General features: G+C 58.5%; 15 protein-coding genes. 14 read left to right on the top strand and 1 reads right to left on the bottom strand.

What is annotated here, in order from left to right; translation table 11 throughout:
* Nucleotides 1–547 precede the first annotated feature (547 nt).
* The 12 genes from SO156_RS37120 to SO156_RS37065 all read left to right on the top strand — a co-directional run bounded on the left by SO156_RS37120 (nucleotide 548) and on the right by SO156_RS37065 (nucleotide 10664).
* Nucleotides 548–898, top strand: coding sequence for a (2Fe-2S) ferredoxin domain-containing protein (locus tag SO156_RS37120; RefSeq protein WP_498538240.1), 351 nt, complete (start codon nucleotides 548–550; stop codon nucleotides 896–898).
* A 937-nt stretch (nucleotides 899–1835) separates the two neighbouring features.
* Nucleotides 1836–2726 carry a nitrogenase iron protein gene (gene nifH, locus SO156_RS37115; RefSeq protein ID WP_498538239.1) on the top strand — a complete coding sequence of 297 codons (891 nt, stop codon included), beginning with the start codon at nucleotides 1836–1838 and terminating at the stop codon, nucleotides 2724–2726.
* Nucleotides 2727–2779: 53 nt separating this feature from the next.
* Nucleotides 2780–3517, top strand: coding sequence for a nitrogen fixation protein NifQ (locus SO156_RS37110; protein ID WP_498538238.1), 738 nt, complete (start codon nucleotides 2780–2782; stop codon nucleotides 3515–3517).
* Between the two features lie 10 nt (nucleotides 3518–3527).
* Complete coding sequence (locus SO156_RS37105) at nucleotides 3528–4022, top strand: Fur family transcriptional regulator (protein WP_498538237.1); 495 nt, start codon at nucleotides 3528–3530, stop codon at nucleotides 4020–4022.
* Between the two features lie 177 nt (nucleotides 4023–4199).
* Nucleotides 4200–5339, top strand: coding sequence for a homocitrate synthase (gene nifV, locus SO156_RS37100; protein ID WP_498538236.1), 1140 nt, complete (start codon nucleotides 4200–4202; stop codon nucleotides 5337–5339).
* Nucleotides 5340–5467: 128 nt separating this feature from the next.
* Complete coding sequence (gene nifW, locus SO156_RS37095; protein ID WP_498538235.1) at nucleotides 5468–5794, top strand: nitrogenase stabilizing/protective protein NifW; 327 nt, start codon at nucleotides 5468–5470, stop codon at nucleotides 5792–5794.
* Between the two features lie 486 nt (nucleotides 5795–6280).
* Entirely contained in the window at nucleotides 6281–6451 is a 171-nt protein-coding gene (locus SO156_RS37090) for a hypothetical protein (RefSeq protein ID WP_498538234.1), read from the top strand.
* Between the two features lie 21 nt (nucleotides 6452–6472).
* Nucleotides 6473–7585, top strand: coding sequence for an electron transfer flavoprotein subunit alpha/FixB family protein (locus SO156_RS37085; protein WP_498538233.1), 1113 nt, complete (start codon nucleotides 6473–6475; stop codon nucleotides 7583–7585).
* A gap of 12 nt (nucleotides 7586–7597) precedes the next feature.
* Nucleotides 7598–8905 carry an FAD-dependent monooxygenase gene (locus SO156_RS37080; RefSeq protein ID WP_498538232.1) on the top strand — a complete coding sequence of 436 codons (1308 nt, stop codon included), beginning with the start codon at nucleotides 7598–7600 and terminating at the stop codon, nucleotides 8903–8905.
* 35 nt (nucleotides 8906–8940) lie between these two features.
* On the top strand, nucleotides 8941–9237 hold the full coding sequence (locus SO156_RS37075) for a ferredoxin family protein (protein ID WP_498538270.1): 297 nt from the start codon (nucleotides 8941–8943) through the stop codon (nucleotides 9235–9237).
* 178 nt (nucleotides 9238–9415) lie between these two features.
* Entirely contained in the window at nucleotides 9416–10228 is an 813-nt protein-coding gene (locus SO156_RS37070; RefSeq protein ID WP_498538231.1) for a class I SAM-dependent methyltransferase, read from the top strand.
* A 187-nt stretch (nucleotides 10229–10415) separates the two neighbouring features.
* Nucleotides 10416–10664 (top strand): hypothetical protein, encoded by a 249-nt coding sequence (locus SO156_RS37065; RefSeq protein WP_498538230.1) that lies wholly within the window; start codon nucleotides 10416–10418, stop codon nucleotides 10662–10664.
* Nucleotides 10665–10891: 227 nt separating this feature from the next.
* Here the strand turns inward: SO156_RS37065 and SO156_RS37060 are convergent, their stop codons facing one another.
* Nucleotides 10892–11242, bottom strand: coding sequence for a hypothetical protein (locus SO156_RS37060; RefSeq protein WP_498538229.1), 351 nt, complete (start codon nucleotides 11240–11242; stop codon nucleotides 10892–10894).
* Nucleotides 11243–11536: 294 nt separating this feature from the next.
* Here SO156_RS37060 and SO156_RS37055 point away from each other — a divergent pair, with 294 nt between their 5' ends.
* Entirely contained in the window at nucleotides 11537–12034 is a 498-nt protein-coding gene (locus SO156_RS37055) for a hypothetical protein (protein ID WP_498538228.1), read from the top strand.
* Nucleotides 12035–12748: 714 nt separating this feature from the next.
* On the top strand, nucleotides 12749–13891 hold a 1143-nt coding region (locus SO156_RS37050; RefSeq protein WP_498538227.1), incomplete at its 3' end, for a DUF3422 family protein.

Raw genomic sequence — 13891 nt, 5'->3', positions numbered from 1 at the left:
AGGGCAGACATCAGATTGGCATCGCGCGTCGAGAAACCCCTCCAATGGCCCCTCACCACAGTTGGTTTAGTGCTTGCATGAAAGTGTTCGTGAACAGCGGAGTGAGCGATATGGTGATGGCCGGACCGGCAATTGAGGCCTTGATCTGCGAAGTGCTTCCGAGGGTCGCATGTGATCGTGACCAATCTGCGCGGCGCCGGACACGACTGTGGGCACCGATCGTCTAAAGCTTGTGCAGGCAAGAGCCGCATCCAACAGTATCGGATGATCTATGCCGCGTTAGCCTGAACATTGATCGACACACTCGTGCTCCAAATCGCCGCGCCGAAATGAGCCAATTATAAGAAAGACACAATGAGCGATCTAACCGAACAAGGCATTAAGCACTTCAGTTCTGGAGGTGGCATCAAGCCATATTTCGAATGGCCGATCATCCTGCAGCTTTGTATCAAAGCACGATTTCCCGAGATTGGGACATCGCTGCCGAGAGTTCCAGCGCGGGTGAGCTCACCACTCTTGACGATCAACGCATTGCGGTAACATAAACATGAGCGACAGCATGAACGAGTTCGAAGTCCCGCAGCTCTACCGGCATCACGTTTTTGCCTGCCACACTCAGCGCCCACCTGACCATCCGCACGGCAGCTGCGGGACGGCGGGCGCTCGACCGTTGTGGGAACGACTCAGCAAAGCGATCGAGGCGAGAGGGCTGACCGATATCGGCTTCACCGCAGCTGACTGTCTCGGCTTTTGCAGCTCCGGTCCTCTGATGGTCGTCTATCCTGACGGCATCTGGTATCGTCCGAAGACTCCTGAAGATATTGACGAGATCGTCGAGTCGCACCTCAAGAACGGCCGCCGCGTCGACCGGCTCGTCATCGTGCTCACGCGGAGTTAGCGGCTCCTTGCGTTCCGCTTGCGGGAGAAGGTGCCATCGGCCGTCTCGGGCCACAGGGACGCCGATGCATAGCATCGGCGATGGCGCGGATAAGGATGTCTCGTTGCACTCGCGCGGAAGAAGTTCAGGCGCTGAATGAACGAATCTGCACTCATCCCACCCGGTTGTCTTGCGATAGAGGTGGACAGAATTACGTGAATGGAGTGTACTTCTGATACTGATCAGCAGCAGTTGCCAAGTACTTGCGGTATTGTGCGGTTGTGCGGCAGCTGTCCATACACACAGCTTTGAAGCCTATGCCGGGGATCTGTGATTTTCGTCGCTTTGTAGGCGTGAATCATTCAGCGGAATCGGTAGGTCGTGCGGATCTCGGAGCGTAACTTACCGATCAGTGAGAGAAGCGAACGCTTTCAATCGCGGACCTAGCCGTCCGCTCTCGACGCGAGAAGTTCGGGCGCAGGTCAGGCCTGGCTCGTCCGAGCTGCTCTGCTTTCGCTCGAACAGCGGGCGTGCACGGCGCCTTGATCCGATGCTTCTGACGCCGGCCGCGGTAAGCCAATGGCGACGCTATCATTCGGGGCATCCCAGTCTGGCCCAAAGAACCTGATTTCCCGCGGGTGTCGGGCATAGCTTGTACGCCATAAGCATCGGCCCGCTGGGATCCTTGTCCTGTTTCTGACAGAACAACAAAAGCACCGTGCCGGTCGGAGGTCTGTCGATTATTTCCAAGCATCGGCAAACGCTTAACGCACGCGGGGCGAATGGCACGCCAGTTGCTACTTAAATGCAGCAACTGCGAGTGAGGGCTGAGGCCACGCCGGCGCTTATGGCGAGCGATGTTCTCCTTCCCGACGCCCGTGTGCCCACGTTTCTGAGAAAGAAACAAACTCGCGTAGGTCCCGCGCGACAAATTGGCAATCGGTTGATGGAGAGCAACATGTCTTCACTGAGACAAATTGCGTTTTACGGCAAGGGTGGTATCGGCAAGTCGACGACGTCGCAAAATACGCTCGCGGCACTGGCCGAGATGGGTCACAAGATCCTGATCGTTGGCTGCGACCCGAAGGCGGACTCAACCCGTCTGATCCTGCACGCCAAGGCACAGGATACGATCTTGAGTCTCGCGGCGAGCGCCGGCAGCGTCGAGGACCTCGAGATCGAGGATGTCTTGAAGGTCGGCTACAAGGATATTCGCTGCGTCGAATCCGGTGGTCCGGAGCCGGGTGTCGGGTGCGCCGGCCGTGGCGTCATTACCTCGATCAACTTCCTCGAAGAGAACGGCGCCTACGAGGACATCGATTACGTGTCATACGATGTGCTCGGCGACGTCGTCTGCGGCGGCTTTGCGATGCCGATACGCGAGAACAAAGCGCAGGAGATCTACATCGTCATGTCCGGCGAGATGATGGCGATGTACGCCGCCAACAACATCTCCAAGGGCATTCTGAAGTATGCCAATTCAGGCGGCGTGCGGCTCGGCGGCTTGATCTGCAACGAGCGGCAGACCGATAAGGAGCTAGAGCTGGCGGAAGCACTCGCCAAGAAGCTCGGCACCCAGCTGATCCACTTTGTGCCTCGTGACAATGTCGTCCAGCACGCCGAGCTACGCCGCATGACGGTGCTGGAATATGCGCCGGAGTCCAAACAGGCGGACCACTATCGCAATCTCGCGACCAAGGTCCACAACAACCGTGGCAATGGCATTATGCCAACCCCAATCAGCATGGACGAGCTTGAGGACATGCTGATGGAGCACGGCATCATGAAGCCGATCGACGAAAGTCAGGTCGGCAAGACTGCTTCCGAGCTCGCCGCGCTGTCGGCATAGCCCGTCGTACCGGCCTTCAAAGGGCCGGCATCAGAATTGACAAGATCCAACCGATGGAGTTGTCCGTGATTGCAGCGCGAGCCGATCCAATCGATGCGATGTCATCTCTGTCGGGGAAGACCCCTGCTGACAGGCGGCATGCCGGAATTGAATTCTACCGCCTCCTAACTGGCTGCGATCCAGCAGACGCCGACATAAAGGATAACGACAATTTTGACCGGCATGTGCTCGCCTCAGTTCTTTGTGCCGCCGTGATGGATGGCGGCCCGCTTTCCGAGCGTACGGGCCTGACCGCGGAGGAGCTCAATGAACTCCTGATGCAATGTTTCCCATCCGTGCCCGCGCGGGCCATCATCTCGATGGAAAAGTCCGGTTCGACCTGTGATGAGGAGATCTTGGTCCGCGATCTCCTGCTCGGACAGCGATCGACCGAGGGTAAGATCAGTCGCTGGTTGGCGGCCATGATCGCGCGGCGTGTGATGGAGCCGAACCATTTATGGGAGGACCTCGGATTACGTGAACGGACTGAGTTGACGCGCTTGCTGACGCGCCATTTCGCGCCGCTGGCGATTCGGAACACCAAGAATATGCGCTGGAAGCGCTTCTTCTATCGCACGTTGTGCGAAAACGAAGGATTCTTGATGTGCACGACGCCTGTGTGTACGCAATGCAACGACTTCTACCTCTGTTTCGGTGAGGAGAGCGGCGAGAGCCGAATGGCGAGCCGCCGCCGCGACCATTTGCGCGGGGGCGGCGGTCATGTCGAAGCCGTTTATAATCCGCAGGCGTGAGTAATCGACAATGCTCGCGCGCTCCGCCAACTGTCTCACAGATGCCCCAGAAGCAGCGCTCTCCGAAGCCTCGTGCGACGGCTTTGCCGAAAATTCCGCTACAGTGTGCATGCGACGCTTGCGTGACGCAGGCCTGTGCGCGACGCGCCGGCGCGTGCTGTTGGCTCAGTTACTCTTCGCAAGGAGCGACCGGCACGTCACCGCCGAGATACTCTTCAACGAGGCGATCGCAGCCAACATTAAACTCTCGATTGCGACCGTATACAACACGCTCAACCGGTTCACGCAAGTTGGCTTGTTGCGCCGGATCAAGCCCGACAGCTCAAGGACATTCTTTGACACGGATACCAGGACACATCCGCATTTCTATCTCGTCGGCGAAGACATTTTGATGGATATCCCCGAAAAGCTCGTGCTCCCGCAGATGCCAGAGACCGTGCCGGACCACGAGATTTCCCGGATCGACATCATCGTCCACATCCGCCGTAGGTTAGTCGACACCTGACACGTCAGATCTGCGGCATCGTCGTATTTGCGACAATTTCAGTCGCGGCGCAGAAGCGCCTTAATCTAAGCAGTCTGCGTCATTTATCGCGCTGGCATAACTGTTGCTCAGATTTAGCTGGAAAGGCGGAACGCGCGCATGACCTTCGGTGGAACAGATCTGTCTGGCAAGTCGCATATGAGGCAGATAGTCCTGAACGACACCACGTTACGCGACGGCGAGCAAGCTCCCGGCGTGGCCTTTACAACAGCGGAAAAGGTATCAATTGCGTCCGCGCTCTCAAAGGCCGGGATCACGGAGATCGAAGCCGGTACGCCGGCGATGGGCCATGAAGAAGTTAGCGCGATCCGCGCTATTGTCGAAGCCGGCCTGGCAGCCACGATCATTGGCTGGTGCCGGATGAAATCTTCCGATGTCGATGCGGCAATCGAATCCGGCGTCTCAATGGTCAATGTTTCGATCCCATGCTCCGACGTGCAGATAGCTGCCAAGCTCGGCGGCGGCCGGGTCGCCGCGCTCGAGCAGGTGAAGCGGGTCGTCGGCTATGCTCGAGATAGGGGGCTCGATGTCACGGTTGGAGGGGAAGACTCCTCGCGCGCCGACGTCAACTTCCTGGTTGAGCTGATCACCACCGCAAAAGGCGCCGGCGCCCGGCGCTTTCGCGTCGCCGATACGCTCAGCGTGCTGGATCCCGATGCAGCCTTTGCGTTGGTGGCGGCGCTGCGTGCCACCACCGACCTCGAGATCGAATTCCACGGTCACGACGATCTGGGCCTCGCGACCGCTAACACGCTCGCTGCAATCAAGGCCGGCGCAACGCACGCCTCTGTCACCGTGATTGGCCTCGGCGAGCGCGCAGGCAACGCGCCGCTAGAGGAGATCGCTGTCGCGCTCAAGCAGCTCTATGGGTGCGACACGGGCGTCGTGTTACCAGAACTCAAAAATGTCGCGGCTGTTGTCGCGGCCGCCGCCGTCCGCGTCGTTCCGCTCAACAAGGCGATCGTCGGCGAGCACGTCTTTACCCACGAATCCGGTATTCATGTCGATGGCCTCTTGAAGGACCAGCGCAGCTATCAAGCGCTCGACCCGCGGCTGCTTGGGCGCTCTAATCGCTTTGTGATTGGTAAGCATTCAGGGCTCGCCGCTATCACCGCGCTGCTGTCGGAATTGCAGCTTTCGGTCAGCGCCGAGGAGAGCCGGGCGATCCTTGCCCGCGTTCGCAAGCATGCCGTCGAGCACAAGGGCGGGGTCGCGCGCGAGACTGTGATGGCGATCTGGCGCGAGGTCCGTGAACACTCCCGGCTTGACGGAATGTGAGGCCAGCATGTCCCGAACAGCCGCCATCTCTGCATCGAACGGGTCGTTAAGGCGGCATGCGAACCTCACCGGGACGAGAAGCAGGCCGGCCGTGCCCAACATTGCACCATGGCAGATGGAGACGACGAATGACCGACGGAATCCTTTCGCAATTAAAGAAGGCAGCCGCGGCCGAGGAGTTCTTCGACCTGCTCGGCGTCAAGTACGATTCCAAAATCCTCAACGTGGCCAGGCTTCACATCCTGCGGCGCATGGGACAGTATCTCGCCGGCGAAGACTTGAGCGCTGCAACCGATGTAGCGGTCGCGGAACGGTGTAGGTCGGTGCTGGAACGAGCATATGCGGACTTCGTTGCTTCCTCTCCTATCGATCAACGCGTATTCAAGGTCCTGAAGGACGCCGTCGCACCACAGTCGAAGAAGGCGCCAACGTTCGTGCAACTTGACTTGAAGTGACAGCACTTCACTTTACCCGGCTTTAAAGGTTCGGTCCTGTTCGTCCTCGTCCAGCCACGAAGCGTAGATTCGGGATTTACTCGGAGAGCTTTGTGGTCATGAAGATGCGATTTACGACGTCGGGCTAACATTCCTTCCCGTGACAGATGTCGGCCTGTGGGACGACCAAAAGGGTGGACCTAGCACCTCTGTTCGAATTCCGACGCGTGTCGCGGCAGCCATGTCGACTGCGCTGTCGCAGTCAGACGAAGGTCATGCCGCAGTTGCCGTAAGCCTCTGTACTGACGCTAAAATTCGATCGCGAGCACAGTTGGTACGACACTTGCTGTCTCCATTTCGCAGCCAAGCCTTGGAGAAGCGCATGCACATCGTCGACTGCATCGAGCAAGTTCCCGTTTCCGCGCAGATTCAAGTGCACCCTGTGAGCAACGCCATAATCCCTCGAAGGAGAACGACCAACCGCCTAGACCTATTTGTGCCTCTGGAATGCGGCCTCCGCGGCTCGCAGCCTGCGCCAAACGCCTCGTTGGGCCGGCCCAGCGCAACAAGGTAGGACTAATCGAAGTTCGGCGAGCACCGGCCGAAGCGATTAGAGCGGCGACCTTCGAGCGCGAGCAGAACCTGGAAGCCGATCTCGCGACGCTGGCGCACGGCTAGCAAAGCAAGGAAATCAATACCATGAGCACTACGCCAAAAACTCGCGCTCCGGCCGCCGCCTCTGGCCGCGCCGCGACCAAGAAGGAGTTGCCTGAGCGCTTTAAGGCCTACAAGCACGTCTGGGTCTTCGTCGAGCAGGAACGCGGAGTTGTGCACCCCGTGTCCTGGGAGCTCATGGGGGCCGGCCGCAAGCTCGCCGACAAGCTCAAGGTCGATCTCGCCGCAGTCATCATCGGTCCGGAAGGCGAGGCGACGCAGCAGGCGGCTGCTCAGTCCTTCTGCTATGGCGCCAACCTCGTGTACATGGTTGCACACAATCTTTTGGCCGACTACCGCAACGAATCTTACACCAAGGCGCTGACCGATGTCGTTAACACCTACAAGCCGGAGATCCTGCTCTTAGGGGCCACTACGCTCGGCCGCGATCTCGCGGGCTCGGTTGCAACCACGCTGCTTACGGGACTTACCGCCGATTGCACAGAGCTGGATGTCGATGCCGACGGATCGCTCGCTGCGACGCGACCGACCTTCGGCGGCTCTTTGCTCTGCACGATCTATACGCTGAACTACCGCCCACAGATGGCAACGGTCCGCCCCCGTGTAATGCCGATGCCAAAGCGCGTCGCGCGCCCCGTCGGCCGGATCATCACCCATTCACTCGGCCTCGTCGAACACGACATCGTCACAAAGGTTCTCTCCTTCCTGCCGGACCGCAACTCAGCAAAATCGAACCTCGCTTATGCCGACGTGGTCGTTGCGGGGGGCCTTGGGCTCGGATCACCGGAGAATTTTCAACTGGTGCACCAGCTCGCGACAGTACTTGGGGCCGAATACGGCAGTTCGCGACCGCTGGTGCAGAAGGGCTGGGTCACCTCCGATCGCCAGATCGGCCAGACCGGCAAGACGATTCGGCCGAAACTCTATGTTGCGGCCGGCATTTCGGGCGCGATCCAGCACCGTGTCGGCGTCGAGGGTTCCGACCTTATCGTCGCTATCAACACCGACAAGAATGCTCCGATCTTCGACTTTGCGCATATAGGGATAGTTACCGATGCCATCGATCTGTTGCCGCCGCTCACCGCCGCCTTCCGCGCACGGTTGTCGCCGCATTCCCGCGGCCGGATTGCAGGTTAAAGGAGCACGATCATGATCGAAGAAAAATTCGATGCCATCGTCGTCGGCGCGGGCATGGCCGGCAATGCGGCAGCGCTTACCATGGCGCAGCGTGGCATGAAGGTGCTGCAACTCGAACGCGGCGAGTATTCTGGCTCGAAGAACGTGCAAGGTGCGATTCTGTATGCCGACATGCTGGAAAAGCTGATCCCCGATTTCCGGGATGATGCTCCGCTTGAGCGACACTTGGTCGAACAGCGCTTCTGGATGATGGACGACCGCTCTCACACTGGTTTGCACTACCGCTCCGAGGACTTCAACGAGGAGAAGCCGAATCGCTACACCATCATCCGCGCTCAGTTCGACAAATGGTTCTCGCAAAAGGTTCGCGAAGCGGGCGCCACGGTACTATGCGAAACGACGGTCACGGAGCTTGCTCAAGATGCACATGGCAAGGTCATTGGCGTGCGGACCGATCGTCGCGACGGCGAGATCCATGCCGACGTCGTCGTGCTGGCGGAGGGCGTCAACGGCATGCTCGGTACACGCGCGGGCCTGCGCGAGCGGCCGAAGCCCGAAAAGGTCGCGCTCGCGGTCAAAGAAATGCACTTCCTGCCGCGAGAGACAATTGAGGCGCGCTTCAATCTCAAGGGCGACGAAGGCGCGGTGATCGAAGCCGTTGGCACGATTTCTCGTGGCATGACCGGCATGGGATTCATCTATGCCAACAAGGAGTGTATCTCGCTGGGTATCGGCTGCCTGGTCGCCGACTTCCAGCGCACCGGCGAGACGCCCTATGGCCTGCTCGATCATTTTAAGCGGCATCCTTCAGTCGCGCCGCTGATAGAAAGTTCCGAGGTGAAGGAATATTCCGCCCATCTGATCCCCGAGGGCGGCTTCAAGGCGATCCCGCAACTCTACGGCAAGGGGTGGGTCGTGGTCGGCGACGCCGCGCAGCTTAACAACACAATTCATCGCGAAGGATCTAATCTTGCGATGACCTCCGGCCGGATTGCGGCGGAAGCCATCCTTCAGATCAAGTCGCGGAATCAACCGATGATCCCGCAGAACCTAGGGCTATACAAGACGATGCTCGATGAATCCTTCGTGATCAAGGATCTAAGAAAGTACAAGGATATGCCAGCGTTGATGCACACCCGATCGCAAAACTTCTTCCTGACGTATCCGCAGCTCGTCTCCAAGGCTATGCAAAACTTTCTGCGTGTCGACGGTACGCCTAAGGTCGAAAAAGAGAAACTTGCAGTCAAATCGTTCACCAAGGCGCGTTCGCGGAGAGGTCTGTTCGGCGACGCCTTTCACCTCGTGCGCGCGTGGCGGTGAACGAAAACGACAATGCCAACGACGGAGACCAAATGATGTCGATCGAGCTATCCATGCGTGTCGAGGACAAACTATTCTACAACCGATATCTCGTTGATACCGGCCGACCCCACATCAAGGTGCGGCCGCATACCAAGCCATCGCCGCAGCTCTTGTCAATGCTCAAGGCCTGCCCAGCACGCTGCTACGACCTTAACGAACAGCGCCAAGTTGAGATTACCGTCGATGGCTGCATCGAGTGCGGAACTTGCCGCATAATCTGCGAGGAGAACGGCGATATTGAATGGAGCTATCCGCGAGGTGGCTACGGCGTGCTGTTCAAATTTGGCTAGGTCAAAACGCCGAGGCGTGCTTGGCGATTTCCCGCAAGCGAAGTTCCCCGCACTCTCGAGGTGCTTCCGGGGACTGGCGGCTATGACGAGAGAATGATCGGGCCTCCGGACGAATGGGAAGGGCCGAGGGAATCCGCGCACGATCAGAGTAGACCCATTTCAACCGCATAGGACCTAGATGAAGACCGAACATCTCGCCCCCTACGTGCTGAAGGGTGGAGAAGCGGGGCGGGCGCGACTTGCAGTGATCGCCCGCGTGCTGGCTGAGCCAACACGGTTACTGCTCGATCAATCTGAACCGCTCGAGGGGTGCATAGCCGTCGATGCAGGCTGCGGCGGCGGCGATGTAGCTTTCGAATTGGCAAAGAGGGTTGGCCGAGCCGGTCATGTCATCGGTTTGGACTTCGACGAGGACAAAATCGTCATGGCGCGGGGGGAGGCGAGGCGGCGCGGGATCCCCAATGTCGAATTCTGCTGCTCAAACGTCGCACGTCATTGGCCAGTACGCGGCGTGTCCCTGGTGAGCGTGCGGTTCGTGCTCACCCATCTCGTCGATCCTGGAGAGGCGCTGAAACAAGCTTACGCGGCACTCCGACCTGGAGGCATGATCGTCGTACAGGATATCGATTGTGACGGCGAGTTCTGCGATCCACCGTCAGCTGCATTTCGGCGCAAGGGCGAACTCTTCATTGCGGCGGTGCGGAGGCGGGGCGGAGATCCCTTGATCGGCCGCAGTCTCGTCCGTCTCTTGGAAGCGGCTGGCTTCTCTGACGTTCACTCCTCAATGACTCAGCCATGCGGGCGCAATGGTGACGTCAAACGAGTCCCATTGCTGACTTTCGTGGCAATTCGCGATGCGCTGATGCAGCTGGGGCTCACCAGCATCCAGGAGATCGGCGCCATCGAGAGTGAACTCGAAGCGTTTCTCGTTCGGCCCGACACAACCGTCGGGTTGCCGCGCATTTTCCACGCCTGGGGCCGAAAGCGGTGAAGCTTAGGTCTGCTGCTTTATCGGCTCAAGCTGGTTCCGCGATTGTTCGGCAGCGGGTGACGATAGGTACAGCTGAGCTGTTCTTACCTGCGTCGAGCGGACGAGCGACGCGCAACGAACGCAGGCGCTACGTATCTCGCGAGTAGCCTTTCTCTTTTCATCGAACGAAGTACGCAAGGATAAAGGTGTGACGACGATGATCGAGGAGGAGTTTGCCGCCATGCGCAGTCATCGTAACCGCATTCACCGCTATCGCCGTCTACTTGAAAATCGGCCAGGCGAGCGTGAGCGACAATATCTCGAACAACGTTTGTCCGAGGAGTGTTCTGCTTTCGATGCCTTAGTGGCGGCTAGCTTTCCTCTCATTCTTAGGACCTCGCACGTGGTTGGTCCGGAGCCGTCCGTTTCAGCCACATCAAAGAGCGCTACCCTGTGACCAGGGCCCCTGATTTCTGGGCTCCTCAACGCCCTCGAGATGGCGTTCGCCATGCCAGCGCGCGCATATGCTGCAAGCCATGCCGTTGTGGCGTTCGCGTTCGTTAGCTGCCGCCTTTTCGAGGAAGGCGCCACGCAGTAGGCTACCCATCTGGCACTGAGTACCAAGCGTACGACCATGTGGCATATGTCCGGCGCAAGAAAAATCAGGCGTGCCGCCCCACATCGTCAAACGCTGTATGCGAAGTACGAATCTTCCTTGTAGTCGAATATGCGAGCTTCGCGACGCATAACTTTTACCGAAAAGCAGGATGACGTGTCGTGATCAAAGCCGCTGTACGCGCCGGAGCCGTTCGGCATGAGCGTGAAATGCGACCCCTCACCGTGGTGGTGTACGTTCGCTAACTCGCCACTGACATAACAATGCCCGATGTAGTCATAACCGCAAACCCTATTGTCCTTTACGGAGACGCTGATCCTGTAGGCGTTGGTCTCGTATTCGTACACCCTGGTGACAAGGCGTCCGAGACTATGAGCCAGCGCGACAGCTGCTGCAGCCGCCCGAATACGCGGTTTCACGCCGCCTCCTTGCTTATGATCAGGTGATTGTGTGCCTCACGAAGCAAGCAGTATGCCGAACTGGGGTTGAAGCGACTTCTGGCACCCCCGTCCGAGGACCGGTCTAAGAGGATCTAGCGTCCGAGCCATCTTGCGTCGAGACCATCGACGTGTTCGCGATAACCTCCAGATGCGAGCCGCCGGGTCGTCAACGCGCGAATGCGAGGGGGATGAGCCTCCACGAAGAGGGCTTGAATCGGACGTTGCGTCAGGTTGTACGTAGCGGTAAAAATTCGTTCCAGAAGCGGTAACCAGATGACACAGCGCTTTCTTGTCACCATACTATGTTCCGCATTCGGCTTGATTGGGATGAGCGGAGCTGCGCTCGCGGACACAATCGGCCGCTACGACTGCAATATCGTCGCCACAGCTCGAGAGCCGGTGGGTGATCGCAATGAACACGACATCGTCAGCTTTCAGTATACGTGTCGCGGTGTGGATGGGCTATTCAAGGACGCCATCGCGACCATGATATCCGTCGCTGAGTCTGATAATGAGGAGGGAACCTATTTGGCGTCTTTCGGACTTCATCGCTCGCCCGACGGCTTTGCAGCTGAGCAGCTCCTGGACGGCATCGGCGACATTGTCATGGAGGACGGCAAAGTCGTGGGGCTCGAAGCGTACGGTAAAACGACATTTAAGTTCGCATCCGGTACCTTGGAGAGTCTTGCGGAAAAGACCGTCAAGTTCACAACAAAGCCTACCGGAGTGGGTCGATTTGAGCTGAAGTTCACAGAGTTTCTCGGCAAGTGAAGCTATCGCCTCGCTCCGAAATCGGGCTTTAGCAAGATCTCGCTGACTTTATCCTCCTGGTGAGGTAGGCTTGTCGACAAGGTTTACGGTCCTGTATCGCCATACGACAAATCCGCGTGAAGCGCAGCGCGTTGAGCGATGTGAGTGAGGCACCTGGTAATCCCGGTGTTGACTGCTGGCACACCACAGGATTTGTGCGTTTCTGCTGGTGATGCAGTGCGCTTGCCGATGGTCGTCGGCGAAGCCGCTAACTCGCTGGTTGACGCAATTCTGCGAACATCATATGGAAGAGATACTTAGGTCGGCGTAGGTGCACGGCGCTCATATTCCGCGTGACCTTTAAGACATCAAGATGGTCGTGACCGTGTTCAGCTCTTCGACCGATTGCTTGGGTGACACAGCTCCAAAACATCCCGCGTGTGGCTGCCCGACGCTGAACGTGCGATCTCAGTAATTCACGGTCGCCAGACGTTGCGTTGGCCCGCAAAGGCCACACGCGTGTTCGTCTGTATTCCACTGGCCCAAATCCTGCACTGCACAAATGCGAAATGCCGCGGCTTACGCAACGGAGGCGCATTTGAGTCTCGATCTGCCAAAACGACCGTGTGGTGACGGCTTCACTGCTGGCGAACACCGGTGGCGCTTGCGCGCGGGCGCACCCGGTTTTTGGCGCCGGTCGTGCCGACCGCGGTGATACGGACTCTGGAGATCTCGATGGTCAATCAATTGGATTTGGCGTCGTTCAAGCTGCACCCTGAGCGGGAGGCTGTGCTCGGCGAAGTGCATGCGCGCCCGTTTACGGGTCTCGTTTCGTCTCTCGGCATGGTCCGCTTCGTGTTTCTAGCAAAGGGGGACGATGCCGCAGGTGATCGCCGCCGGTTTGTCGATTTCTGTCGGGAGCACAAGGTACCCCCGCCGGAGCCGTCCGCGAAACATCATCAGATCGGGTTCGGGCCAGTGGTGCTAAGGTGGGAGCAGCATTCGGAATTTGCGACTTTCACATGGATATGGAGTACCGCGAACAGTTCAGCCGTTCGTCAATTTGGTGACATCCGTAGAAGCGTTCAATCACTAATCCGCGCACTATCGCAGACTGGAGAATTGCTCGCCGCGATCAAGTTAGAGGCAGAGCGGGGGACTTGTCCGACCGAGCGCGCCGAGCAGATTTTTGACAAAAGTAGCCTGGCGATGGTGAGCGTCAAAGGCGGAGCAGGCGTTGTGGCCTCGGACTTTCGCGCTGACGACAAAGGTTTCACGAGAATTCTAGTCTACGATCTAGGCTTGACGCCGCACGATCTCGGCGCGCTGGTGCAACGTCTTCTAGAAATCGAAACCTACCGCTCGCTGGCGCTGCTTGGTCTGTCGACCGCGCTCGAGCTGGCGCCTTCGGTCGATCGGATCGATCGCCGTCTCGTCGAAGTGCTCGAGGAGATGCAGGGTGCCGAAGGGCTAAAAGTCAACAACCATCTACTTGAGGAACTGACGGCGTTAGCCGTATCCTTCGAACGGGACGTCGCCGGAAGTCTGACCCGTTTCGGTGCCAGCAGAGCATATAATGAGCTGGTACAATCGCGCCTGTCGATTGTTGAAGGCAAGGACGTCGCGGACTATCCGACATGGTCGTCCTTCCTGGCACGTCGTATGGCGCCTGCGATACGAACCTGTGCGACCATGGAGGAGCGTCAGGCCAATCTATCGGACAAGCTAGCTCGCGCCGCCGATCTGTTGCGAACGCGCGTCGACGTCGAAATCGAGCAACAGAATCGCGATCTGTTGCACTCGATCAACGAGCGTACGAGACAGCAACTTCGGCTGCAGTCCACGGTCGAAGGCTTGTCAGTTGGGGCAATCGGATAC

The organism is Bradyrhizobium sp. UFLA05-125 (genome assembly GCF_059803515.1).
The sequence above is the reverse complement of the archived record's forward strand: the minus strand, read 5'-3'. Positions and strand labels throughout refer to the sequence as shown.

Bases quoted from the DNA above. Each gene is read 5' to 3' on its own strand.
- SO156_RS37120 (WP_498538240.1), top strand. From the start codon at position 548: ATGAGCGACAGCATGAACGAGTTCGAAGTCCCGCAGCTCTACCGGCAT.
- nifH (WP_498538239.1), top strand. From the start codon at position 1,836: ATGTCTTCACTGAGACAAATTGCGTTTTACGGCAAGGGTGGTATCGGC.
- SO156_RS37110 (WP_498538238.1), top strand. From the start codon at position 2,780: ATGGAGTTGTCCGTGATTGCAGCGCGAGCCGATCCAATCGATGCGATG.
- SO156_RS37105 (WP_498538237.1), top strand. From the start codon at position 3,528: ATGCTCGCGCGCTCCGCCAACTGTCTCACAGATGCCCCAGAAGCAGCG.
- nifV (WP_498538236.1), top strand. From the start codon at position 4,200: ATGAGGCAGATAGTCCTGAACGACACCACGTTACGCGACGGCGAGCAA.
- nifW (WP_498538235.1), top strand. From the start codon at position 5,468: ATGACCGACGGAATCCTTTCGCAATTAAAGAAGGCAGCCGCGGCCGAG.
- SO156_RS37090 (WP_498538234.1), top strand. From the start codon at position 6,281: ATGCGGCCTCCGCGGCTCGCAGCCTGCGCCAAACGCCTCGTTGGGCCG.
- SO156_RS37085 (WP_498538233.1), top strand. From the start codon at position 6,473: ATGAGCACTACGCCAAAAACTCGCGCTCCGGCCGCCGCCTCTGGCCGC.
- SO156_RS37080 (WP_498538232.1), top strand. From the start codon at position 7,598: ATGATCGAAGAAAAATTCGATGCCATCGTCGTCGGCGCGGGCATGGCC.
- SO156_RS37075 (WP_498538270.1), top strand. From the start codon at position 8,941: ATGTCGATCGAGCTATCCATGCGTGTCGAGGACAAACTATTCTACAAC.
- SO156_RS37070 (WP_498538231.1), top strand. From the start codon at position 9,416: ATGAAGACCGAACATCTCGCCCCCTACGTGCTGAAGGGTGGAGAAGCG.
- SO156_RS37055 (WP_498538228.1), top strand. From the start codon at position 11,537: ATGACACAGCGCTTTCTTGTCACCATACTATGTTCCGCATTCGGCTTG.